Raw genomic sequence first — 22,247 nt, forward strand, 5'->3', positions numbered from 1 at the left:
GAACGTACTGACACCGGGCGGGGCGGCAAGGTTGTCAGGCGACCGTTTAGACTCAGATCGACTCCAGACGACGAGGGAGATACGCGTGGCCGAGATGACCGTTGAACTGGTCGCCGTTGAACGCCGTTTGTGGTCCGGTAAGGCCACCTCTGTTTCGGCGCAGACCACCGAGGGCGAGATCGGCATCCTGCCCGGTCACGAGCCCGTGCTCGGCCAGTTGGTCGAGGGAGGCGTGGTGCGCGTGCGCACGACCGACGGTGGCCTGGTCACCGCCGCCGTGCACGGTGGCTTCCTGTCCGTGACCGGCACCGGCGTATCGATTCTCGCCGAGGACGCCGAACTGGCGGGCGAGATCGACGTGGACGCGGCGCGCACAGCGCTGCAGGACGCGGACGACGCAGAGCGCGCACGTGCGGCAGCGCGCGTGCGGGCCGTGGAACAGTCGGCCTGAGACCGGGCACGAGGCCGCAGCCGTGGGGATCACCGAGATTGCCGGCCTGATCCTTCTTGGGGTGGCGATCGTCATCGTCTACTTCGCCTGGCGCCGCATCCGGCTGCTGCGCGAGGGTGGCGTGCACGTCGCGCTGCGCAGTCAGTTCGATGACCGCGGGCGTGGCTGGCATTTGGGCGTGGGGCACTATCGGGGCGACAAGTTCGCCTGGTTCCGGGTGTTGTCACTCGGGTCCGGGCCGAATCAGCTGATCACTCGTGATGGGCTGGAGATCGACGCTCGGCGGGAGCCGACCGGGCCTGAGGCATATGCCATGCCCGTCGGGGCCACGGTGCTGAGGTGCCGGTCTGTTTCTGGTGAGGTCGAGATCGCCATGGGGCCGGATGCGCTCACCGGGTTCTTGTCCTGGCTCGAGTCCGCGCCGCCTGGGCGGTCTATTCCTTGGGCTTCTTGATTTGAAGTGGTGCGAAGGGCGCGTTCCTGCGGGGGCGCGCCCTTCGTCGTGCGTGGGGCTCGTTGCGGGCGTTCGTCGCGTTCCAGCGGGGTTGGTCGTGTTCCTGACGTTCCGTCGCCTTGCGAGGGTGGGCGCGCGGGTCGTGACGAAGTGCGGGGTTGCGATTGGGGCTTGACCTTGAGCCTCTAGCTGGGCGCGTAGTCGGCCTCAAAGACCGGGGTTCACAGAGCCCCGGCCGAGCCCAGACAGGGTGGCACCCAGCCCCTCAAGGTCAAGCCCCAATCGCCATGAGCGGAGTACACCGCTACCCGGCGCCCTAGGTTCAGACGGCTCGCTCCGCATCGCCACGCCAGGCCTCGTACGAGGTTGCCTTGCGTCGCCGGCTTCCTGGTGGCACCGCGCGGGGCGGGTTGCGGTGGCTGGTTCCTGTTCCAGCGGAGGGCCGCCTTGCGCGCGTCAGGCGTTCTCGCCTGGCTGCCAGAGCACGTCGCCGTCCGGGTTGGCCACGCGGGCCAGGATGAAGAGCAGGTCCGAGAGCCTGTTGAGGTATTTCGCCGTGAGGATGTTCGTGTGTTCCGCGTCGGCCTCGATCAGTGACCACGCCCGGCGTTCCGCCCGGCGGGAGATCGTGCGTGCCTGGTGCAGGAGTGCTGCTCCTGGGGTGCCGCCGTTCAGGATGAACGAGTCGAGTTTGCCCAGGCGTTCGTTGAACGTGTCGCAGTAGCCCTCCAGGCGGTCCACGTAGGGCTGAGTCACGCGGAGTGGGGGGTACTTCGGGTCGGGCACGATCGGGGTGCAGAGGTCCGCTCCGACGTCGAAGAGGTCGTTCTGGACCTTGCGCACCACGTCGAAGACGTCCGGTGCCAGTTGGCCCAGGGCCAGGGCCACGCCCAGGGACGCGTTCGTTTCGTCCACGTCCGCGTACGCCTCGATGCGTGGTGAGGTCTTCGGGACGCGGGAGAAGTCGCCCAGGCCGGTCGTGCCGTCGTCGCCGACCCGCGTGTAGATCTTGGTGAGATGTACCGCCATGACCGGCACTCTATGGGCGTACGTAGGATTGCCGCGTGAGCGAGCATTTCCGTGTACACGGTGGAGCAAGGCTGGTCGGCGAAGTTGACGTCGTCGGCGCCAAGAACAGCGTGCTCAAACTGATGGCGGCGGCTCTGCTCGCTGAGGGCACCACGACCATCACGAACTGCCCGGACATCCTCGACGTGCCGCTGATGGCGGACGCGTTGCGCAGTCTTGGGTGCGAGGTTGAGCTCGAAGGTGACGTGGCGAGGATCACGACGCCGCAGGAGCTGAGCCATCGCGCTGATTCTGAGGCGATGGGCAAGCTGCGGGCGTCGATCTGCGTGCTCGGGCCGCTCGTGGGGCGGTGCAAGCGCGCGGTCGTGGCGTTGCCCGGGGGTGACGCGATCGGGTCGCGGCCCCTGGACATGCACCAGAGCGGTCTCGAGAAGCTCGGTGCGCGGACCTGGATCGAGCACGGCTGCATCGTCGCCGAGGCCGAAGGGCTGCACGGCACGCAGATCTGGCTCGACTTCCCGAGCATGGGTGCCACCGAGAACATCCTGATGGCGGCTGTCCTGGCCACTGGCACGACGGTCATCGACAACGCCGCGCGCGAGCCCGAGATCGTCGACCTCTGCCTGATGCTCGTGCAGATGGGCGCGAAGATCGAGGGCGCCGGCACGTCCACGCTCACCGTTCATGGCGTGACCGAGCTCAAGCCGACCGAGCACCGCGTCATCGGCGACCGGATCGTCGGCGCCACGTGGGGGTTCGCCGCCGTCATGACGCGCGGGGACGTGCGGGTGCGTGGCGTGAATCCGCACCACCTCGACCTGGTGCTGGAGAAGCTGCGCATGGCGGGCGCCGAGGTCACCGTCTACGAGGGCGGCGAGGACGAGGGGTTCCGAGTCGTCATGGAGGGACGGCCCAAGGCCGTTGACTTCGTGACGCTGCCGTACCCCGGTTTCGCCACCGACAACCAGCCGTTCGCGATCGCGCTGTCCACGGTCTCCGAGGGCACCGCGATGATCACCGAGAACCTGTTCGAGTCCCGGTTCCGGTTCATCGACGAGATGATCAGGCTCGGGGCCGACGCGCGCACGGACGGTCACCACGCCGTCATCCGCGGCATCGAGAAGCTGTCCAGTGCCCCGGTGTGGGCGTCGGACATTCGCGCTGGTGCGGGGCTTGTTCTCGCCGGTCTGTGCGCGGACGGGGCCACCGAGGTCTACGAGATCTTCCACATCGAGCGCGGTTACCCTGGGTTCGTGGAAAACCTCCGCAAGCTCGGGGCCGACGTGGAACGCGTCAGCTCCTGAGCACCAGCCGCGCGTTCGCGACGTCCGCCGGGAACACCATCACCTGGTAGGGCGCGTTCCGCGAGCGCGTGGCACGCACCCCGTTCCTCTTCAGCTTCTGCACCAGGACGTTCGCCGCCTCTTCCGTGGGCACGACCGCCACCTCGTTCAGCAACCCGAAGTCCGTGCCGTCCAGATCCGGCACGGGCCGCTTGTCGTTGCCCGCGAAGTACCTCAGCACGAGAGCCAGCAAGCCGAGAACCCCGAAGACGATCCCGGTCTGGTAGAAGCCCGTCACCTCTTCATCATGCTCCCAGCGGTCACGATTCAGTGAGCAATCGCACGCGCAGCAATGGTTACCGGCCAGTACCCTTCGAGGAATTCAACACAGCGATGAACGACGATTGCTGTTTATGGGAGGTTGCTGTGCCGTACCCCGCTGACCGGGAGCGCGACCGCCCCTGGGTGATGCGCACGTACGCGGGCCACTCCTCGGCCACGGCGTCCAACGCGCTCTACCGCCGGAACCTCTCCAAGGGGCAGACCGGGCTCTCCGTGGCGTTCGACCTGCCGACGCAGACCGGCTACGACCCCGACGACGAACTCGCGAAGGGCGAGGTCGGCAAGGTCGGCGTGCCCATCAGTCACATCGGCGACATGCGGCAGCTCTTCGACCAGATCCCGCTTGCCGGCGCCAACACGTCGATGACGATCAACGCGACGGCCATGTGGCTGCTCGCCATGTACGTCACCGTGGCCGAGGAGCAGGGCGCGGACCCGTCGGCGCTTGCCGGCACGACGCAGAACGACATCATCAAGGAATACCTGTCCCGCGGCACGTACGTGTTTCCGCCCGGACCGTCACTGCGGCTGATCACCGACATGGTCGCGTGGACCGTGTCGAACGTGCCGAAGTGGAACCCGATCAACATCTGCAGCTACCACCTCCAGGAGGTCGGCGCGACGCCGGCGCAGGAGGTCGCGTACGCGATGTGCACGGCGATCGCCGTCCTGGACTCGGTGCGCGACTCCGGCCAGGTGCCGCAGGAGAAGTTCGGCGAGGTCGTCGCCCGCATCTCCTTCTTCGTGAACGCCGGTGTGCGGTTCATCGAGGAAATGTGCAAGATGCGCGCGTTCGCCCAGCTCTGGGACGAGATCACGCTGGAGCGCTACGGCGTCGAGAACCCGAAGCACCGCCGGTTCCGCTACGGCGTGCAGGTCAACTCCCTCGGGCTCACCGAAGCCCAGCCGGAGAACAACGTCCAGCGCATCGTGCTGGAAATGCTCGCGGTCTCGTTGTCCCGCAACGCCCGTGCGCGCGCGATTCAGCTTCCGGCGTGGAACGAGGCCCTCGGCCTGCCGCGCCCGTGGGACCAGCAGTGGGCGTTGCGCATGCAGCAGGTCCTGGCCTACGAGACGGATCTGCTGGAATACGACGACATCTTCGACGGCTCGCCGGTCATCGAGGCGAAGGTCAACGAGATCCTCGCCGGTGCCCGTGAGGAGATCGACCGCGTGCAGGCGATGGGCGGCGCAGTCGCGGCCGTCGAGTCCGGCTACATGAAGTCGAACCTGGTGTCCTCACTGGCGGATCGCCGCCGCCGTGTCGAGGCGGGCGAGGACATCGTGGTCGGCGTCAACAAGTTCGACACGACCGAGCCGTCGCCGTTGCAGGCCGAGGGTGCGAACTCGATCGAGACCATCGACCCGATCGTCGAACTGCACGCCGTCGAGGCGATCCAGCAGTGGCGCGCTTCTCGTGACAACGCTGCTGTAGAAGCATCTTTGGACGCTCTGCGCGAGGCCGCGAAGACCGACCGGAACCTCGTGGAGGTGACGCTGGCGTGTGCGCGTGCTGGAGTCACGACGGGCGAATGGTCGCAGGCATTGCGTGAGACGTTCGGCGAATACCGTGCCCCCACAGGCGTTTCCGGCGCTTCGGCGTCCGGCGAGGCAGGCTCGGAGATCGCCCGCGTGCGGGACCGGGTGCGCGCGACCGGCGAGGAGATGGGCGAGCGCCTGCGCATGCTCGTCGGCAAGCCGGGTCTCGACGGCCACTCCAACGGCGCCGAGCAGGTCGCCGTGCGTGCTCGCGACGTCGGCTTCGAGGTCGTCTACCAGGGCATCCGCCTCACGCCGTCGCAGATCGTCGCCGCGGCCGTGCAGGAGGACGTGCACGTCGTCGGCCTCTCGATCCTGTCCGGCTCGCACCTCGAAGTGGTGCCCGCGGTCGTCGACGGCCTGCGCGCGGCCGGCGCCGGGGACATCCCGGTGATCGTCGGCGGCATCATCCCGCCGGACGACGCCGCCAAGCTGCGCGATCGTGGTGTGGCGCGAGTGTTCACGCCCAAGGACTACGAGCTGACCCAGATCATGGACGAGATCGTTACCGTGATCCGAGAGGTGCGTTCCCTCGCGTAGGGCCTTAGTGTCGCGGAATGGTTGACGTTTCGCGGGACGGGTCGGTCGTCCGGATCACGATGAACCGCGCGGCCAAGCGCAACGCGCTGTCCGCCGAGCACCTCACGGAGCTGCTGGACGCGTTCCGCGAGGTGCGCACGTCGGATGCGGCGGGCATCGTGCTCGGCGCCGAGGGGCCCGTCTTCTCGGCCGGGCACGACTTCGCTGACGTGCACGCTCGTGACGAAGAGGGCGTGCGGCAGCTGCTGGAGCTGTGCACCGTGCTTATGAAGACCATCCAGTCCGCGCCGCAGGTGGTGATCGCGCGTGTGCAGGGGCTGGCGACGGCGGCCGGGTGTCAGCTGGTGGCGTCGTGCGACCTCGCGGTGGCGGCGGACACGGCCGGGTTCTCGTTGCCCGGTGGCAAGGCCGGGTGGTTCTGCCACACGCCCGCGGTGCCGGTGGCCCGGTCGATCGGGCGCAAGCGGTTGATGGAACTGGTGCTCACCGGCGACGTGATCGACGCGGCGACGGCCGTCGAGTGGGGGCTGATCAACCGCGCCGTGCCGTTGGACGAGTTGGACGCCGCCACGGACGACCTGCTGGCGCGGGCCACGCGGGGGAGCCGGGCGTCGAAGGCCATCGGCAAGCGGACGATCTACGCGCAGCTGGACCGGCCCGAGATCGACGGGTATGAGATCGCGCTGTCCGTCATGGCCGAGACCTCGCAGTCCCCGTCAGCCAAAGAGGGACGGGCGTCGTTCCTGGAGAAGCGGCCGCCCGTGTGGCCCGACTAGTCGCGAGGAGCCTCAGCGCGTCGGCGTTCGGGCCCGGCTCGGCCTGGTAGAGCACCAGGAACTGGCCGGGCGCCTCGCGCACGTCGAACGAGTGGTAGTTCAGCTTGATCGGGCCGACGGCCGGGTGCACGAACTCCTTGGCGTCCTGGGTCTTTCCACGCACCTCGTGGTGCTCCCACAGTTCCTTGAACACCGGGTTCTGGTTGAGCTCCTCGACCATGTGCTTGAGGCGCTGGGACTTCGGGTCGGCGGTCTGCCGCAGGTGCGCGACGGTGCTCTGCGCGACCCAGTTCCAGCGCGGGTAGAAGCTCGCGGCGGCGGGGTCGAGGAACGTCATCCTGGCCGCGTTGTCGGCGGGCGTGAACGGCTCGTAGAGGGCTTCAGCCAGCGCGTTCATGGCGAGCATGTCGAGCAGCCCGTTCATCACGAACGCCGGCATGTCGTGCATGCCGCTCATGAGCTGCAGCAGTTCCGGGCTGACCGTGTCCGTGGCGTGGCCTTCTTCGGCGACGACGCCGGCCAGGCGGTGCATGTGCGCGCGTGCGTCCGTGTCGAGCTGTAGCGCTCGGCTCAGGGCGTCGAGGACCTGCGCCGACGGGTTGGTCTCGCGGCCCTGTTCGAGCCGGGCGTAGTAGTCCGCGCTCACGCCGGCGAGCACCGCCACCTCTTCGCGTCGCAGGCCCTTGACCTTGCGCTGGGTGTGGCTGGGCAGGCCCGCGTCCCTGGGGTCGACGCGGGCGCGGTGGGCTTTCAAGAACTCGCCGAGCACGTCTTCGAGGGTATTACCCACGGCGGAGGTCTGCCTGGGTGTGCCACACCTAGGGAGAAGGTGTCCTGGCTGAGGCCGGTTTCCGGCACGAGTGTCGTGGCCATGAGCAAAGTTGTGTTGATCAGTGGAGCGTCCAGCGGCATCGGTGAGGCCACGGCCCGAGTGCTGGCGAAGGCAGGACATCAGGTGTTCCTCGGGGCACGGCGGGAGGACCGGCTGGCGGCGTTGGCGGACGAGATCGGCGGTGCGTACGCGCCGCTGGACGTGACCTCCCGTGAGTCGTTCCAGTCCTTTGTGGATGCTGCGGTCGAGCGGTACGGGCGAGTCGACGTGCTGGTGAACAACGCGGGCGTGATGCCGTTGTCCCTCATGGACTCGTTGAAGGTCGACGAGTGGGATCGCATGGTGGACGTGAACATCAAGGGCGTGCTGTACGGCATTGCCGCCGTGCTGCCTCGGTTCACGGGCGGCGGGCACGTCGTGAACGTCGCCTCGATCGGTGCGCACATGGTCATGCCGACCGCCGCCGTCTACTGCGCGACGAAGTACGCGGTGTGGGCGATCTCCGAAGGGCTGCGCCAGGAACGCGACGACCTGCGGGTCACCGTGATCTCGCCCGGTGTCACGGAGTCCGAGCTGGCGGACACCATCACCGAGGACTTCGCGGCGTCGCTGATGGAGGACTTCCGCAAGCTCGCCCTGCCGGCGTCCGCCATCGGTGACGCCATCGCCTACGCGATCTCGCAGCCCGCGTCGGTGGACGTCAACGAGATCATCGTGCGGCCGACCTCGCAGCGTTAGGCACCGGTGGTCGATCCCGGCCGGAGGATCATCAGCACGGTCACGGTCGCCCACAACAGGTTGAAGACGCCCGTGTACATGGCCAGGTGCTTGATGTCCTTGGTCTTCAACGCCTTCTCCTGGCCGGGCAGGATCTTGAGGGCCAGCACGAACGCGGCGGCGGTGGTGAGCGCGATCGACACGATCACCCACGGGTGGCCGGTCACGCCCATCACGCCGGCCGTCGCGAACCCGAAGACCGGCACCGAGATGCCGATCAGGGCGTAGACGCGGCAGATCCGGTGCAGCAGCTCGGGATTGCCGGCCGTGGTCACCGCCTTCGGGAACATGCTGGCGGCCACGGTGACCGGGCCGATGGCGATGATGGCCGCGAGGACGTGCAGCGAGAGGAAGAACTTGCTCACGCCGCCCTCCACACGGTGCCGCGGCGCTCGTGGGCGAACAGTTCCTCGACCTCCAGGGCCTGCTGGGCGCCGATCTCGCGGTCGATCAGGTAGAGGCCCAGGTCGACGCCCGAACTGACGCCGGCGGCGGAGACCAGGTCGCCATCGTCGACGATGCGCGTACGGATGGCGTTCACGCCCATGGACTCCAGCGCGTGCAGGCCGAGGTGGTTGGTGGTGGCGTTGCGGCCTTTGATGAGGCCGGCGATGCCCAGCAGCAACGACCCTCCGCACACGGTGGCGATGATCGCCTTCGTTTCTCTCAACGCGGGTCCGAGCGTTGCGGCACCTGCGCTGAGCAGGGCGAACACCTCCTCGTCCTGGAGGGCCGCCGCGCCGGGGACGATGATCACGTCGGTACCGGGGTCGAGCCGGGCGGTTGCCTTGAGGGACAACAGGCTGAGGCCGGCGGGGACCTCGCGCGCACCCTCCGCCGTCACCAGTTCGGTCCGGACCCCGCCCGCGGTCAGCGTCTCGTACGGGCCGATCGCGTCCAACGGGTCGAAGCCGTCGAACAACACCACTTGAGCTTTCACTTCGTTGACTCCTCGCTTCGGTGATCAAAACGGTAGGAGCGGGAGGCCGTGGCGAGAACTGGCTGGAATGCCATGTTCCAACGGATTCTCGCCAGCTACGGTGGTGGACGTGCACGAGGTGGCAGTGGTGGCTATGGACGGCGTGGTCCCGTTCGACTTCGCGACGCCGGTCGACGCGTTCAACTGGGTCGGGCGGTACCGGGTGCGCGTCTGCGGTCCGAAGAGGACTGTCGACGCGGGCTGTTTCGAGATGAAGATCCCGCACGGCTTGGATTTGCTGTCCGAAGTGGACACGATCGTGCTGCCCGGCCACGACCCGGACATGGTCGTACCGAAGGCGTTGATCGACGCGCTGCGGCAGGCGGCGGCGAGAGGCGCGCGGATCGCGTCGATCTGCACCGGGGCGTTCGTGTTCGCGGCGACCGGTCTGCTCGACGGGATGCGGGTGACCACGCACTGGCTGGGAGCCGAGGAGCTGGCGGCGCGGTTTCCGGCGCTGGACGTCGACCCGGACGTGCTCTACGTCGACAACGGGCAGTTCCTCACGTCCGCGGGCGCCGCGGCGGGGCTGGACCTGTGCCTGCACATGATCCGGCGCGACCACGGGTCCGCGGTGGCGGCCGATGCGGCGCGGTTCGCCGTGATGCCCCTCGAGAGAGAAGGCGGGCAGGCGCAGTTCATCGTGACACCGCCCGTGACGCCTCAAGGGGCGGAGCTGGAGCCCGTGCTGCGGTGGATGGAGGCCAACGCGTCGCGCGACCTGACGCTGGAGGACCTGGCGAAGCAGGCCGGCATGAGCACGCGGACGTTGAACCGGCGCTTCCGCGAGCAGACCGGCACGACGCCGCTCCAGTGGCTGCACCGCGCGCGGGTCCGCCAGGCACAACACCTGCTGGAGACGACCAGGGACCCGGTGGAGCTGATCGCGAGCCGCGTGGGCTTCGGCTCGGCCACGGCGTTCCGCGACAGGTTCAAGCGGATCGCCGGGACCTCACCGCAGAGCTACCGGGCGGCCTTTCAGGGCTGAGAGTGCTCGTGCAGCAGGAGGAGCGTGTAGGCGGCGATCGACTGGGCGTCGGTGATCTCGCCCTTCGCGATCATCGCCTCGAAGTCGGCGCGCGGGAACCACGCCGAGCGCATGTCCTGCTCCTCGTGCTCCCGCTCGTGGAAGCCCTCGATGAGCTGGGTCGCGAGGAACACGCGCCCGCGCTGCGACGACATGCCGGGCGCGACGTCGAGCACGCCGAGCTCGATCATCCGGCCGGCGCGCAGCCCCGTCTCCTCGCGCAGCTCACGAGTCGCGAGCTGCAGCGGGTTGGAGTCGGCGCGGTCCGGCGCGGTGCCCTGGGGGAACTCCCAGCGGCGCAGGCCGATCGGGTAGCGGAACTGTTCGACGAGCCGCACGCGCTCGCCGTCGAGCGGGATGATCAACGCGAAGTCGGGCTTGTCGACCACGCCGTAGATGCCGCTCGAACCGTCCGCACGCTGGATCTCGTCCTCGCGGACGGTCATCCACGGATTTACGTACACCTGACGGGTGCCGAGGCTTTCCACGCCACGGACCGTACCTAACGACGGCATTCTGGACACACCCCGTAGCCTGTCGCGGTGCGTCTCGTCATCGCTCGCTGCAAGGTCGACTACGTTGGCCGGCTCACCGCCCATCTGCCCATGGCTCAGCGACTGCTGCTGATCAAGGCTGACGGCTCTGTGTCGATCCACTCCGACGACCGCGCGTACAAGCCGTTGAACTGGATGAGCCCGCCCTGCTGGCTGATCGAGGACCCGGACATCTGGACCGTGCAGAACAAGGCGGGGGAGAAGCTGATCATCACCCTCGAAGAGGTCATGCACGACTCCAAGCACGAGCTCGGCCCAGAGCCAGGCCTGCAGAAGGACGGCGTCGAAGCCGACCTGCAGAAGCTGCTCGCCGAGCACGTCACCACCCTGGGCGACGGCTGGTCCCTGGTGCGCCGGGAGTTCCCGACCCCGATCGGCCCGGTCGACCTGATGTGCCGCGACTCCGCCGGCAAGTCGGTCGCCGTGGAGATCAAGCGGCGCGGCGAGATCGACGGCGTCGAGCAGCTGACCCGGTACCTGGAGCTGCTCAACCGCGACCCGCTGCTGGCGCCGGTGCAGGGCGTGTTCGCGGCGCAGCAGATCAAGCCGCAGGCGCGCGTTCTGGCCGAGGACCGCGGAATTCGGTGCGTGGTGCTGGACTACGACGCGTTGCGCGGGATCGAGCCGGACGAGTTCCGGCTGTTCTGACCAACTGAACTTCGCGAGCCCCGCACCCCTGTGGTGCGGGGCTCGTCTTTGTTTTGTCTCGTTCGGTCCATCTGCCCGACTTCTGATGAGCGCCCCAGATCAGCTCGTGGTTTCGTGATCATGCACACGGGGTAGGAACTCGCTCACCTGGAGTACTGTCCTCTCCTGGTCGGTTATGTTCGACTTTGTTGAAAGTCTTGGAGGTGGGCAGTGTCGATGTCGGTGCTGGCCGAGGCGGACCTGCGGCTTGACGCGGGACCGATCGACTACGCGTTGCTTCTCGTCTACTTCGTGGTGGTTCTCGGCATCGGCGTGATGGCACGACGATCCGTCTCCTCCAGCCTGGACTTCCTGCTGTCGGGGCGGTCGCTGCCGGCGTGGGTGACCGGGCTCGCGTTCATCTCGGCGAACCTCGGCGCGCTCGAGTTGATGGGCATGACGGCGAACGGTGCGCAGTACGGCATGGCGACCGTGCACTACTACTGGATCGGCGCCATCCCCGCGATGGTGTTCCTCGGTCTGGTGATGATGCCGTTCTACTACGGCTCGAAAGTGCGCAGCGTTCCCGAGTTCATGCGCCGCCGCTTCGGCAAACCGGCTCACCTGGTCAACGCCATCAGCTTCGCCGTCGCGCAGATCCTGATCGCGGGCATCAACCTGTTCGCGCTCGCGGTGATCATCGACGCGCTGCTCGGGTGGCCGCTGCCGGTGTCCATTTGCGTCGCGGCGCTGGTGGTTCTCGCGTACACGACGCTCGGCGGCCTGAGTGCCGCCATCTACAACGAGGTGCTGCAGTTCTTCGTCATCGTGGCCGCGCTGGCGCCGCTGACGATCATCGGTCTGATCAAGGTCGGTGGCTGGCAGGGCATCGTCGACAAGATCAGCGACCAGGAGCAGCTGTCCGCCTGGCCCGCGACAGAACTCACCGGCATCAACAGCCCGGTGTGGAGTGTCGTCGGGTTGGTGTTCGGTCTCGGCTTCGTGCTGTCGTTCGGTTACTGGACGACGAACTTCGCCGAGGTGCAGCGCGCGATGAGCGCCAAGTCGATGTCCGCGGCCAAGCGCACGCCGATCATCGGCGCGTACCCGAAAGCGCTCATCCCGGCGATCATCATCATTCCCGGCATCATCGCCGCGCTGATCGTGCCGGAGATGGCGCAGCTCAAGGCCGGCGACACGAGCAGTGGCGTGGCCTACAACAACGTGCTGCCGCTGCTCATGCGCGACCTGCTGCCCAACGGCATCCTCGGCATCGCGATCACGGGTCTGCTGGCGAGCTTCATGGCCGGTGTGGCGGCGAACGTCAGCTCGTTCAACACCGTCTTCACGTACGACCTGTGGCAGGACTACATCAAGAAGGACCGGCCGGACGAGTACTACCTGCGCATCGGGCGGTTGGCCACGGTCGGCGCGTGCATTCTCGCGATCGGCACGGCGTTCATCGCGGCGTCGCTCGGCGGGTCCAACATCATGGACTACATCCAGGCGCTGTTCTCGTTCTTCAACGCGCCGCTGTTCGCGACGTTCATCCTCGGCATGTTCTGGAAGCGGATGACGCCGACGGCCGGGTGGGTCGGTCTGCTCGCGGGCACGTTCACCGCGATCTTCATCTACGTGATCTCGGAGCCGTCGTTCGGCATCGAGCTGCTGGAACTGCCCGGTCAGGGCGCGAGCTTCCTCGGCGCGGGTCTCGCGTTCGTGGTCGACATCGTCGTGAGCTTCGCGGTCAGTCTCGTCACGCGGCCGAAGCCGGACAGCGAGCTCGGCGGGCTGGTCTACAGCCTGACGCCCAAGGAAGACAGGGCGCACTCCACCACCGGTGAGGACGCCGGCTGGTACCGCTCGCCGGCCCTGCTCGGTGGCGGAGTGCTGGTCCTGACCACTGCTCTCTACTTCATCTTCGGCTGAGGGAGGCTGCCATGAGGTTGTTCGACCTGCGACTGATCATCGCTTTCCTCTTCGGCCTGTACGGCGTTGTACTGGTCGTCATCGGGCTCGCGTTCACGACCGACGAGGACCTGAAGAAGGCCGAAGGGGTCAACATCAACCTGTGGGCGGGCATCGCCATGGCGGTGCTGGCGGCGGTGTTCGCCGCGTGGGCGACGCTGCGGCCTCAGTTCGCGGAAACGGACAAGCAGCCGCTCAAGGAGCTATGACTGGGGACGACCAGGGTAAACAGGGTTGAAGGCCTCGATCGTCCACGCGTCGAGCCAGTTGAATGCGCGGCGAATACGGTTTCGCACGTCTCTCCTTCTCTCGGGGTCTTCACCCTGTACAGCGCGTGGATCTTCTGAATCGTTCCCGTAGCGCTGGGTGACATGTGCCACGGGACAACTCGGGGTACCGCCCACGAACGCACGCAAAGGTCGCTACCGTGCACGTCGTGCCTCGTTTTCGTGCCACCGCTGTGGTCGCCGCCGCCGCGCTGCTGATGGCCGGCTGTGCGACCGGGCCGGGTCTTGCCAAGACCAACTCGCCGCGCCGGACCGTGCAGGCGGGTGCGGAGGCGAACACGACCGATCCGTCGCCCAAACCGTCGGCGCAGGCGGGCAAGCCCGTCGACCCGGCGTTCGCGGCGGAACGGCTGCGGCTGATCAACCCGTGCGCGTTGATCGACAAGGACGTGCTGCAGACGGTCGGCACGCCGTCGAGGTACACGAGCAGCTCGTACACGCGCTGCTCCAACTACATGAAGGACAAGGGCGGCAAGACGCTCAACTTCACGCTGGACATCGGGTACTCGCTGACTTCCAGCGAGGTGAAGAAGGCGACCAAGCAGATCGCGAGCCTCAAGAGCGGTGAGCAGAAGCTGAGCGGCACGTCGTGCTTCATCTGGGCCCTGACGCAGGAGAACCCGGCACAGGCCGTGCGGATCCAGGTGGGCACCAGCAGCGACGGCAGCGAGGCGTGCGAGCCGGGGCGCAAGGTGCTCGAAGGCGCGGTGCGCAAGCTCAAGGGCAACCCGCAGAAGTACAGCCCGCCCAAGGGCTCGCCGGTCGAGGTCGACCCGTGCACGATCGTCGACAAGGCGACGCTCTCGCCGGTGCTCGGTGCCTCGCCGCGTGCGCTGCCGTTCGGTCTGCACCAGTGCTCGTGGACCGGGCAGAGCGCGCAGATGCAGATCGAGTTCAAGACGGCGCGCATCCCGAAGGACGGCAAGTTCGACACCAAGTCGGTCGAGACCGATCTCGGCGGCGGGCTGAAGGGCTACCAGGCGTTCAAGGACGGTCCGTACCCGACGTGCGAGCTGGTGGTGGTCCGGACGAAGGACCAGAGCGACGCGGGTGAGATCGTGGAGTTCATCGTGGCGGCCTCGAAGGAGAAGGAAATGGATCGCTGCCAGGCGGCGCAAGCGTTCGCCAAGGCGGTTCTTCCTGCCCTGCCCCAGGCCTGACGGCTCCCCGCGCGGGACCAGGCGGGGGCTGAAAGTTCTTCGAGTACGCGTTAGTGTCGAGGTTACTGGCGAGTACCGGAGGAGTCCTATGACGCAGACCGCTTCGAACAGCGCGCTGTCGGCCGATGGCGAGCAGCGGCGGTTCGCATCACTGGACCCGCGCACGGGCGAGGTCGTTGCGCATCACCCGATCCACACGGCCGCCGAGGTCGAGGACGCGGTGTCCTCGGCACGCGAGGCCGCCGCGTGGTGGGCCGGACTCGGGTTCGAGGGGCGCAAGACCAAGCTCGACGCCTGGCGCAAGATCCTCTCGCAGCGGTCGGACGAGTTCATCTCGTTGATCAGCTCGGAGACCGGCAAGCCCGCCGACGACTCCCGTGTCGAGATCGCGCTGGTGATGGACCACCTGCACTGGGCCTCGCGGCACGCCGGCCGTGTGCTGGGCAAGCGCCGGGTGTCCTCGGGCATGCTGATGTTCAACCACGGCGCGACGCTGGAGTACCGGCCGTTGGGCGTCATCGGCGTCATCGGGCCGTGGAACTACCCCGCGCACACGCCGATGGGTTCGATCTCCTACGCGTTGTCCGCGGGCAACGCCGTCGTGTTCAAGCCGTCGGAGTTCACGCCGGGCGTCGGCACGTTCCTCGCGTCGACGTTCACCGAGGCGGTGCCGGAGTTCCCGGTGTTCCAGGTGGTCACGGGCTTCGGTGAGACGGGTGCGGCGCTGGTCGGCGCCGGCGTGGACAAGATCGCGTTCACCGGCTCCACCCGGACCGGCAAGAAGGTCATGGCCGCGGCCGCCTCGTCGCTGACGCCGGTGCTGGTCGAGTGCGGTGGCAAGGACGCGCTGATCGTCGACTCGGACGCCGACCTGACCGCCGCCGCCGAGGCCGCGATCTGGGGCGCGGTGTCCAACGCGGGCCAGACGTGCGCGGGCGTGGAGCGGATCTACGTGGCCGAGGACGTCGCCGACGAGTTCACCGAGATCGTCGTGAAGCGCGCGAAGAAGCTCAAGCCTGGTGGCGAGCCGAACGCGAACCTCGGGCCGATCACGATGCCGTCGCAGGTGGAGATCATCCGCGAGCACGTGCAGGACGCGCTGGACCGCGGCGGCAAGGCGCTCGTCGGCGGGCCGGACTCGATCAGGCCGCCGTACGTCGAGCCGGTGGTGCTGGTGGACGTGCCGGAGGACTCGCTGGCGGTCACCGAGGAGACCTTCGGGCCGACCGTGGTGATCAACCGCGTGCCGAACGCGCTGGAGGGCGTGCGGCTGGCGAACCAGTCGAAGTACGGGCTGGGTGCCGCCGTGTTCTCGAAGGCGCGTGGCGAGGAGCTGGCGGCGGAGCTGCGGGTCGGGATGGTGTCGATCAACTCGGTGCTGACCTACGCGGCGATTCCCGGGCTGCCGTTCGGCGGTGTCGGCGACTCCGGGTTCGGGCGCATCCACGGCGAGGACGGGCTGCGCGAGTTCTCCTACGCCAAGGCCGTGACGAAGCTGAAGTTCAAGTCGCTGATCAACATGGCGACGTTCGACAGGTCTTCCATGGCGGGCAAGCAGATGCTGCGTCTCGCGCGGACGCTCTTCGGTCGCTGAGTCGCCGAAGAGCGTCCGCGGCCTGAGTTCTCAGACGCCGAGCTGCTTCTTCATGTCGTCCAGGACCACGTCCGCGGCGAGCACGCCGAGGCCGAGGAAGTAGGTCTCGTCCAGGACCGGCTTGGCCTTGCCCGCCTTCACGGCGTTCAGGCCGGTCCACAACGGACCGCCGAGCACCGACGCCGTCGCGGTCTTGGCCGGGTCGCCGTAGGTGGAGTAGAGGATGAAGTCGCCGTCGGCCTTGCTGATCTGCTCCGCGCTGACCTCGGCGGCCAGGTCGTCCACCTGGGACGAGGTCGGCTGCCCGATCTTGGCGTCGATCAGGATCGTGCCGATGAACGACTTCTTGGCGTACAGGCGGATGCGGCCCGGCATGAAGCGCAGCGCCGTGACCGTCGGGCGCACACCGAGCTTCTTCTCGATGGCGTCGCCGGTCTCGGTGGCCTTCTTCGTGTAGTCCTCGAGCATCTTCGCCGCGTCGGCCTGGCGGTCGAGCGCGGCCGCGTTGAGCAGGAAGTTCTCCTTCCACACGTAGCCGGGGCGCACGCTGAACACCGTCGGGGCGATCGCGGCGAGCTTCGGGTAGAGGGCCTCCGCGCGCAGCTGCGAACCCAGGATCAGGTCCGGGTTCAGCTTGGTGATCGCTTCGAGGTTGAGGTTGTTGGTCGTGCCGACGTTCTCCGGCGTGCCGCCCTTGTCGCCGATGTAGGACGGCATGGTCGGCGAGCCGTCGGTGTAGGCGATGCCGACGGGCTTGATGCCGAGCGCCACGACGTTGTCGAGTTCGCCGGTGTCGAGCACGATCACCCGTTCGGGTTTCTTCTCGAGCTTGGTCTCGCCCATCGCGTGCTTGATGGTGCGGGGGAACTCACCGGGCTTCTGCGTCGTGCCGAAACCGTTGCTCAGTTCGTACGCCTTGCCGAAGTCCTCGCCACCTTGGGCGACGGTCGGCTTGTCCGGCGTGCTGGAGCAGGCGGTCAGGGTCAGGGCGACTGCGACGAGCAGCGCGGCTCTCTTCGACACGACGTTGTTCCTCCACTACGGAACGTGATGTTGACCTGCGTTTATTAGGGCGGCCTAACGGTAGCGGGGTCCTTTGCCTGTTCCGAGTGTCAGACCCCCGGAGTAAGAAGGAACACGGTCACCGACTTCTCGGGAGGGCTTCGATGAAGAAGATCATCAACGATCCGGAAACCGTGGTGCAGGACGCGCTGCGGGGGATGCAGGCTGCCCATCCCGATCTGCTGAAGGTGCACTACGACCCGGCGGTCATCGTGCGCGCGGACACGCCGGTGAGCGGGAAGGTCGCGATCATCTCGGGTGGAGGGTCCGGCCACGAACCGTTGCACGGCGGGTTCGTCGGGCGGGGCATGCTCGACGCGGCCTGTCCCGGTCCCGTGTTCACGTCGCCGACGTCGGACCAGGTGGTCGACGCGGTCGTGCGGACGGACGGCGGTGCGGGCGCGTTGCTGATCGTGAAGAACTACACGGGCGACGTGCTGAACTTCGAGATGGCCGGTGAGCTCGCGGAGTCCGAGGTCAGGTCGGTCGTGATCGACGACGACGTGGCGGTGAAGGACTCGCTGTACACGGCCGGACGTCGTGGCGTCGGCGGCACGGTGCTGCTGGAGAAGATCGTGGGCGCGGCGGCGGAGCGCGGTGATGATCTGGCGGCGTGCGAGGCGCTGGCTTTGCGGGTGATCGCGTCGGTGCGCTCGATGGGTCTGGCTTTGACCTCGTGCACGGTGCCGCACGTGGGCTCGCCGTCGTTCGAGCTGGCCGACGACGAGATGGAGATCGGCATCGGCATCCACGGCGAGCCGGGCCGGCGTCGCGTGCCTGCCGGTACCGCGTCCGAAATGGTGTCGGAGTTGCTGGAACCGATTCTGGAAGACCTGCCGTTCGCCTCCGGCGATCGGGTGCTGCTGTTCACGAACTCGATGGGCGGCACTCCGCTGATCGAGCTGTACTTGGCGCACGGCATCGCGGAACAGCTGCTGGCCGATCGGGGGATCGTCGTGGAACGCAGGCTGGTCGGCCCGTACATCACGAGCCTGGAGATGCAGGGCATGAGCCTCACACTGCTTCGCCTGGACGACGAGATGCTCTCCCTGTGGGACGCGCCGGTCCACACGCCCGCACTGCGATGGGGAGTCTGAAGTGGGCTGCACGGCAGCGGATGTCGTGACGGCACTGCGAGCCGCCGTGACGGTGGTCCAGGAGCACCGCGACGAACTGGTGCGCCTGGACCAGGCGATCGGCGACGCCGACCACGGCGAGAACATGAGGCGAGGCTTCACCGCCCTGTTGTCCCGTTTGGACGCCGAACCACCGGACACCCCGGGCAAGGTCCTGAAACTGGTGGCCACCACGCTGATCTCCACGGTGGGCGGCGCGGCGGGCCCGTTGTACGGCACCGCCTTCCTGCGCGCGTCAGCCGCCGTGGGCGACGCGCCCGAACTCGACGGCCCCCTGATCGCCCGCGCCTTGCAGGGCGCACTGGACGGCGTGTTCGCGCGCGGCAAGGCCGTCGTGGGCGACAAGACGATGGTCGACGCCCTCACTCCGGCCGTGACAGCCGCGGCGAGCGCGGATGGCTCAGTGGCCGCAACCCTGTCCGCGGCGGCCGACGCGGCAGCGGAGGGGGCGGAGTCGACGGTTCCGATGGTGGCGCGCAAGGGCCGAGCCTCCTACCTGGGTGAGCGCAGCGCCGGCCACATGGATCCGGGCGCCAGGTCGACGGCGTTGCTGCTGCGCGCCTTCGCGGACGCGGCGGCCAAGGCATGACGGCGGCCGCGGACACCGGCCGAGTGGGCCTGGTAGTCGTCTCGCACAGCGAAATGCTGGCCAACGGCGTAGCGGAACTGGCCACCCAGATGGCCCCCGACGTCTCCGTGCTTCCCGTGGGCGGCACGGAAGAAGGCGGCCTGGGCACCGACTACGCCTCAGTGGTCGAAGCCCTGGCGGACGCCGACTCCGGCGCGGGCGTCGTCGTGCTCTACGACCTGGGCAGCGCCAAGATGACGGCCGAGATGGCCGTGGAATCCGCGGACGACCCGTCCCGCTACCTGGTGGTCGACGCCCCACTGGTGGAGGGCACGGTAGCCGCGTCCGTCGCCGCGCAGGGAGCCGCTTCCCTGGCCGACGTGGCCGCCGCGGCAGAGGGCGCGTCCGGCGAGGCCCCGGTGGCCGCGCCCAGCCGCCCCTCCCTGCACCTGGTGCCGGACGCGGTCTCGGCGGAAGTGTTGCTGACCAACGAGGTCGGCCTCCACGCCCGCCCAGCAGCCTTGCTGGCCCGCACTGTCGCCGAACTCGACGCCGACGTCGTCGTCCGCTACGGCGACGAGGAGGCGAACGCGGCGAGCGTGCTGGCGTTGATGGGCCTGAGCGCGCCCGGCGGCAAGTCGATCACCGTGGTGGCCACGGGGAAGGACGCGGGGGAGGCGGTGCGGCGCATCGAGGAGCTGGCGGCGAGGGGGTTCGACGACTAGCGGCCGTCGCGGACGCGGGTTCGCGGCTCGAGGTGTGGGCGGCTGGTCGAAGCGGGCGGGGTGTGAGCGGCTGGTCCGAGGTTGATGCGCGCGGTACGAGCGGCTGGCCGAAGGTGGAGCTGTGAGATGCGGGCGGCCGATGGAGAGCGGGGCCGTGCGGTGTGAGCGGCTGGTCGACGGTGGTGTGGCGCGGTGTTCGATGGTGTTGCCCAGAGGTGGCTGTGTGGCGAAGCAATGCCCGGTCTTGAAGGCGCTGCCCGAGTCAGCATGCTCGTTCGGCGCCGCGGGCTTCGACCGCGACACGGGTCGCTGTGGCAGCCATCCCGACCGTGCCGTGTCCGAAGCGACCCTCGGGCTTCTGGACGGTCCCCGGCCCCCCGCGAGTTCGATGCCACCCGCGCATTCCCACGGCGGTCTTCAGCCCTGCCCGCTCCGGTGTGACCGCGTGATCCCGAGGGCGGTCCCTGCCGCGCCGAGTCCGGTGCGGCCCGCGAGACCCAAGCCCGTCCCCGGCCGAGCCGTTCTCCCGACTCGGATGGCGCAGCTCTGGGTTCACCCACCTGGGTTCATCAGGCAAAAGGCCGGGTCTAGGCGTTTGCTGGACCGATAACTGTTTCGATCCTGATGGCGAAGCTCACGGCCCTCGCCGGCGCTGGGAGTGGCATAGTCGCCCGCAAGTTACTCCTTGGTAGCCCACGCTTTACCCCGCTTGGGAGGTCTGCAGTGGCGCGCGAAATCAACACCGTCGGAGTCGTCGGCTTCGGAACCATGGGCGCGGGCATCGTGGAGGTACTCGCGCGCACCGGGCTCTCGGTCAAGGTGGTGGAAGTCGACGCGGCCGGGGTCGAGCGCGGGCTCGGGCACCTGGAGCACTCGACGAAGCGGGCCGTCAAGCGGGAGAAGCTGACCGCGGACGAGAACGCCGCGCTGCACGGCCGGGTCACCACGAGTCTTGACCTGCAAAGCTTGAAGGACTGCGATCTCGTCATCGAGGCGGTGCCGGAGAGCGTCGAGCTCAAGGCGCGGATCTTCCGTGAGCTGGACGAGATCCTCGAGCCCGAGGCGATCATCGCGTCCAACACGTCGTCGCTCTCGATCACCGAGATCGGCGTGGTGACGAAGCGGCCCGGCAAGGTCGTGGGGCTGCACTTCTTCAACCCGACGCAGGTCCTCAAGCTGGTCGAGGTCGTGCGCACGGTCGTCACGGAGCCGGACGTGATCACCGACGTGGTCGCGTTCACGGAACGGCTGGGCAAGTCGCCGGTCGTGATCGGGGACAGGGCCGGCTTCATCGCGAACGCGCTCCTCTTCCCGTATCTCAACCACGCGGTCAAGATGCTGGAGTCCAGGTACGCGACGCGTGAGGACCTCGACGCGGCCATGCGGTACGGCTGCGGTTACCCGATGGGACCGTTGGCGCTGTTGGACCTCATCGGTCTGGACACGGCGTACGAGATCCTCGACACGATGTACCACCAGTCGCGCAACCGGTTGCACTCGCCGGCGCCGCTGCTCAAGCAGATGATCACGGCCGGGCTTCTCGGCAGGAAGACCGGGCGCGGTTTCTACACCTACGACGGGCCCGACTCGCCGGTCGTCGTCAAGGACGTGCAGACACCGTCCGAAGTGGACAGCGCGGTGCAGACCCGTGAGGTTCAACGGGTCGGTGTCATCGGCACGGGCACGATGGCGACGGGCATCGCCGAGGTGTTCGCCAAGCGCGGGTACGACGTCGTGCTGCGGGCGCGCGGTCTCGACAAGGCGGAGAAGGCGATCGGCGCGGTGCGCAAGTCGCTCGACCGCGCGGTCAGCAAGGGCAAACTGTCGGAACAGGACCGCGACGCGACGCTCGCCCGCATCTCGCCCGCCGTGGAGTTCGTGGAACTGGCGGACTGCGACCTGGTCGTCGAGGCGGTGGCCGAGGAGATCGGGATCAAGAAGGAGGTCTTCGCGGCGCTCGACGAGGTGTGCAAGCCCGGCGCGGTGCTCGCGACGACCACGTCCTCTCTGCCGGTCATCGAGGTCGCGGCCGCCACGAGCAGGCCCGCGGACGTCGTCGGCCTGCACTTCTTCAACCCCGCGCAGGTCATGAAGCTGGTCGAGATCGTGGAGACGATCTCCACGGGCGCCGACGTGGTCGCGACGGCCCGCAAGATCTGCCTCGACCTCGGCAAGCACCCCGTGCACTGCGGTGACGTGGCCGGTTTCATCGTGAACGCGCTGCTCTTCCCGTACCTCAACGACGCGGTGAAGATGCTGGAGGCCCACTACGCGGAGGCCAACGACATCGACAACGCCATGAAGGTCGGCTGCGGCCTGCCGATGGGACCGTTCGCGCTGCTCGACGTCGTGGGCCTGGACGTGTCGCTGGCGATCCAGCGCACGCTCTACAACGAGTTCCGCGAGCCCGGCTTCGCGCCGGCGCCGTTGCTGGAACACCTGGTCACGGCCGGTCGCCTCGGCCGCAAGACGGGCAAGGGATTCCGCGACTACTCGTGAGCCGCTAACAGGGGCACCATGTCGCGTCTGGCATGGTG

At 68.0% G+C, this 22,247-nt stretch carries 23 protein-coding genes; 16 read left to right on the forward strand and 7 right to left on the reverse strand.

The features are described from left to right. Positions 1 to 85: 85 nt before the first annotated feature. Both OG205_RS39255 and OG205_RS39260 read left to right on the forward strand, forming a co-directional pair. On the forward strand, positions 86 to 451 hold the full coding sequence (locus tag OG205_RS39255; RefSeq protein ID WP_089921576.1) for a F0F1 ATP synthase subunit epsilon: 366 nt from the start codon (positions 86 to 88) through the stop codon (positions 449 to 451). A gap of 22 nt (positions 452 to 473) precedes the next feature. Then, positions 474 to 905 (forward strand): DUF2550 domain-containing protein, encoded by a 432-nt coding sequence (locus OG205_RS39260; RefSeq protein WP_330272873.1) that lies wholly within the window; start codon positions 474 to 476, stop codon positions 903 to 905. 456 nt (positions 906 to 1,361) lie between these two features. Here the strand turns inward: OG205_RS39260 and OG205_RS39265 are convergent, their stop codons facing one another. Next, positions 1,362 to 1,934, reverse strand: coding sequence for a cob(I)yrinic acid a,c-diamide adenosyltransferase (locus OG205_RS39265; protein ID WP_330272874.1), 573 nt, complete (start codon positions 1,932 to 1,934; stop codon positions 1,362 to 1,364). Positions 1,935 to 1,969: 35 nt separating this feature from the next. Between OG205_RS39265 and murA the strand changes: the two genes are divergently transcribed. Further along, positions 1,970 to 3,238 carry a UDP-N-acetylglucosamine 1-carboxyvinyltransferase gene (murA, locus tag OG205_RS39270; RefSeq protein ID WP_330272875.1) on the forward strand — a complete coding sequence of 423 codons (1,269 nt, stop codon included), beginning with the start codon at positions 1,970 to 1,972 and terminating at the stop codon, positions 3,236 to 3,238. On the opposite strand, the gene OG205_RS39275 is transcribed toward murA, so the two are convergent. Beyond that, positions 3,228 to 3,515 (reverse strand): hypothetical protein, encoded by a 288-nt coding sequence (locus OG205_RS39275; protein WP_330272876.1) that lies wholly within the window; start codon positions 3,513 to 3,515, stop codon positions 3,228 to 3,230. The genes murA and OG205_RS39275 overlap by 11 nt on opposite strands. A 128-nt stretch (positions 3,516 to 3,643) precedes the next feature. On the opposite strand from OG205_RS39275, the gene OG205_RS39280 reads away from it, so the two are divergent. Then, positions 3,644 to 5,638 (forward strand): protein meaA, encoded by a 1,995-nt coding sequence (locus OG205_RS39280; RefSeq protein ID WP_330272877.1) that lies wholly within the window; start codon positions 3,644 to 3,646, stop codon positions 5,636 to 5,638. A 17-nt stretch (positions 5,639 to 5,655) separates the two neighbouring features. Continuing rightward, positions 5,656 to 6,414, forward strand: coding sequence for an enoyl-CoA hydratase-related protein (locus OG205_RS39285; RefSeq protein WP_330272878.1), 759 nt, complete (start codon positions 5,656 to 5,658; stop codon positions 6,412 to 6,414). On the opposite strand, the gene OG205_RS39290 is transcribed toward OG205_RS39285, so the two are convergent. Continuing rightward, positions 6,329 to 7,183 carry a helix-turn-helix transcriptional regulator gene (locus OG205_RS39290; RefSeq protein WP_330272879.1) on the reverse strand — a complete coding sequence of 285 codons (855 nt, stop codon included), beginning with the start codon at positions 7,181 to 7,183 and terminating at the stop codon, positions 6,329 to 6,331. The two genes, OG205_RS39285 and OG205_RS39290, sit on opposite strands and share 86 nt — an antisense overlap. Positions 7,184 to 7,285: 102 nt before the next feature. Between OG205_RS39290 and OG205_RS39295 the strand changes: the two genes are divergently transcribed. After that, a complete protein-coding gene (locus OG205_RS39295) occupies positions 7,286 to 7,984 on the forward strand; it encodes an SDR family oxidoreductase (protein ID WP_330272880.1) in 699 nt (232 codons plus the stop codon). Here OG205_RS39295 and OG205_RS39300 read toward each other — a convergent pair. Continuing rightward, on the reverse strand, positions 7,981 to 8,388 hold the full coding sequence (locus OG205_RS39300) for a hypothetical protein (RefSeq protein WP_330272881.1): 408 nt from the start codon (positions 8,386 to 8,388) through the stop codon (positions 7,981 to 7,983). The genes OG205_RS39295 and OG205_RS39300 overlap by 4 nt on opposite strands. Further along, the gene (locus OG205_RS39305; protein ID WP_330272882.1) at positions 8,385 to 8,963 is read right to left on the reverse strand and encodes a DJ-1/PfpI family protein; all 579 of its coding nucleotides are present in this window, start codon (positions 8,961 to 8,963) and stop codon (positions 8,385 to 8,387) included. Before OG205_RS39305 ends, OG205_RS39300 begins: the two co-directional genes overlap by 4 nt. 109 nt (positions 8,964 to 9,072) lie before the next feature. Here OG205_RS39305 and OG205_RS39310 point away from each other — a divergent pair, with 109 nt between their 5' ends. Beyond that, a complete protein-coding gene (locus OG205_RS39310; RefSeq protein WP_330272883.1) occupies positions 9,073 to 9,990 on the forward strand; it encodes a GlxA family transcriptional regulator in 918 nt (305 codons plus the stop codon). On the opposite strand, the gene OG205_RS39315 is transcribed toward OG205_RS39310, so the two are convergent. Further along, positions 9,981 to 10,517 (reverse strand): NUDIX hydrolase, encoded by a 537-nt coding sequence (locus tag OG205_RS39315; protein WP_330272884.1) that lies wholly within the window; start codon positions 10,515 to 10,517, stop codon positions 9,981 to 9,983. The genes OG205_RS39310 and OG205_RS39315 overlap by 10 nt on opposite strands. Before the next feature lie 54 nt (positions 10,518 to 10,571). Between OG205_RS39315 and nucS the strand changes: the two genes are divergently transcribed. From nucS to OG205_RS39340, 5 genes are all read left to right on the forward strand, one after another. Then, positions 10,572 to 11,231 (forward strand): endonuclease NucS, encoded by a 660-nt coding sequence (gene nucS, locus OG205_RS39320; protein WP_319977795.1) that lies wholly within the window; start codon positions 10,572 to 10,574, stop codon positions 11,229 to 11,231. Positions 11,232 to 11,447: 216 nt separating this feature from the next. Next, a complete protein-coding gene (locus OG205_RS39325; protein ID WP_330278326.1) occupies positions 11,448 to 13,139 on the forward strand; it encodes a sodium:solute symporter family protein in 1,692 nt (563 codons plus the stop codon). An 11-nt stretch (positions 13,140 to 13,150) separates the two neighbouring features. Beyond that, positions 13,151 to 13,387 carry a hypothetical protein gene (locus tag OG205_RS39330; protein ID WP_330272885.1) on the forward strand — a complete coding sequence of 79 codons (237 nt, stop codon included), beginning with the start codon at positions 13,151 to 13,153 and terminating at the stop codon, positions 13,385 to 13,387. 227 nt (positions 13,388 to 13,614) lie between these two features. Further along, positions 13,615 to 14,625, forward strand: a complete 1,011-nt coding sequence (locus tag OG205_RS39335; protein ID WP_330272886.1) for a hypothetical protein — start codon at positions 13,615 to 13,617, stop codon at positions 14,623 to 14,625. Between the two features lie 88 nt (positions 14,626 to 14,713). Continuing rightward, positions 14,714 to 16,219 (forward strand): aldehyde dehydrogenase family protein, encoded by a 1,506-nt coding sequence (locus tag OG205_RS39340; RefSeq protein ID WP_330272887.1) that lies wholly within the window; start codon positions 14,714 to 14,716, stop codon positions 16,217 to 16,219. Positions 16,220 to 16,249: 30 nt separating this feature from the next. Here the strand turns inward: OG205_RS39340 and OG205_RS39345 are convergent, their stop codons facing one another. Then, positions 16,250 to 17,242 carry an ABC transporter substrate-binding protein gene (locus OG205_RS39345; RefSeq protein WP_330272888.1) on the reverse strand — a complete coding sequence of 331 codons (993 nt, stop codon included), beginning with the start codon at positions 17,240 to 17,242 and terminating at the stop codon, positions 16,250 to 16,252. Positions 17,243 to 17,385: 143 nt separating this feature from the next. Between OG205_RS39345 and dhaK the strand changes: the two genes are divergently transcribed. The 4 genes from dhaK to OG205_RS39365 all read left to right on the forward strand — a co-directional run bounded on the left by dhaK (position 17,386) and on the right by OG205_RS39365 (position 22,209). Then, complete coding sequence (dhaK, locus tag OG205_RS39350; RefSeq protein WP_330272889.1) at positions 17,386 to 18,378, forward strand: dihydroxyacetone kinase subunit DhaK; 993 nt, start codon at positions 17,386 to 17,388, stop codon at positions 18,376 to 18,378. Between the two features lies 1 nt (position 18,379). After that, the gene (dhaL, locus tag OG205_RS39355; protein WP_330272890.1) at positions 18,380 to 19,006 is read left to right on the forward strand and encodes a dihydroxyacetone kinase subunit DhaL; all 627 of its coding nucleotides are present in this window, start codon (positions 18,380 to 18,382) and stop codon (positions 19,004 to 19,006) included. Beyond that, positions 19,003 to 19,710 (forward strand): dihydroxyacetone kinase phosphoryl donor subunit DhaM, encoded by a 708-nt coding sequence (gene dhaM / locus OG205_RS39360; protein ID WP_330272891.1) that lies wholly within the window; start codon positions 19,003 to 19,005, stop codon positions 19,708 to 19,710. The genes dhaL and dhaM overlap by 4 nt, the downstream gene beginning before the upstream one ends. Positions 19,711 to 20,433: 723 nt before the next feature. Continuing rightward, complete coding sequence (locus OG205_RS39365; RefSeq protein ID WP_330272892.1) at positions 20,434 to 22,209, forward strand: 3-hydroxyacyl-CoA dehydrogenase family protein; 1,776 nt, start codon at positions 20,434 to 20,436, stop codon at positions 22,207 to 22,209. Positions 22,210 to 22,247: the final 38 nt, after the last annotated feature.

Source organism: Lentzea sp. NBC_00516 (assembly GCF_036346835.1).
GTDB classification, from domain to species: domain Bacteria; phylum Actinomycetota; class Actinomycetes; order Mycobacteriales; family Pseudonocardiaceae; genus Lentzea; species Lentzea sokolovensis.

Bases quoted from the DNA above. Each gene is read 5' to 3' on its own strand.
- OG205_RS39265 (WP_330272874.1), bottom strand. From the start codon at position 1,934: ATGGCGGTACATCTCACCAAGATCTACACGCGGGTCGGCGACGACGGC.
- OG205_RS39285 (WP_330272878.1), top strand. From the start codon at position 5,656: ATGGTTGACGTTTCGCGGGACGGGTCGGTCGTCCGGATCACGATGAAC.
- OG205_RS39295 (WP_330272880.1), top strand. From the start codon at position 7,286: ATGAGCAAAGTTGTGTTGATCAGTGGAGCGTCCAGCGGCATCGGTGAG.
- OG205_RS39325 (WP_330278326.1), top strand. From the start codon at position 11,448: ATGTCGGTGCTGGCCGAGGCGGACCTGCGGCTTGACGCGGGACCGATC.
- OG205_RS39330 (WP_330272885.1), top strand. From the start codon at position 13,151: ATGAGGTTGTTCGACCTGCGACTGATCATCGCTTTCCTCTTCGGCCTG.
- OG205_RS39340 (WP_330272887.1), top strand. From the start codon at position 14,714: ATGACGCAGACCGCTTCGAACAGCGCGCTGTCGGCCGATGGCGAGCAG.
- dhaK (WP_330272889.1), top strand. From the start codon at position 17,386: ATGAAGAAGATCATCAACGATCCGGAAACCGTGGTGCAGGACGCGCTG.
- dhaM (WP_330272891.1), top strand. From the start codon at position 19,003: ATGACGGCGGCCGCGGACACCGGCCGAGTGGGCCTGGTAGTCGTCTCG.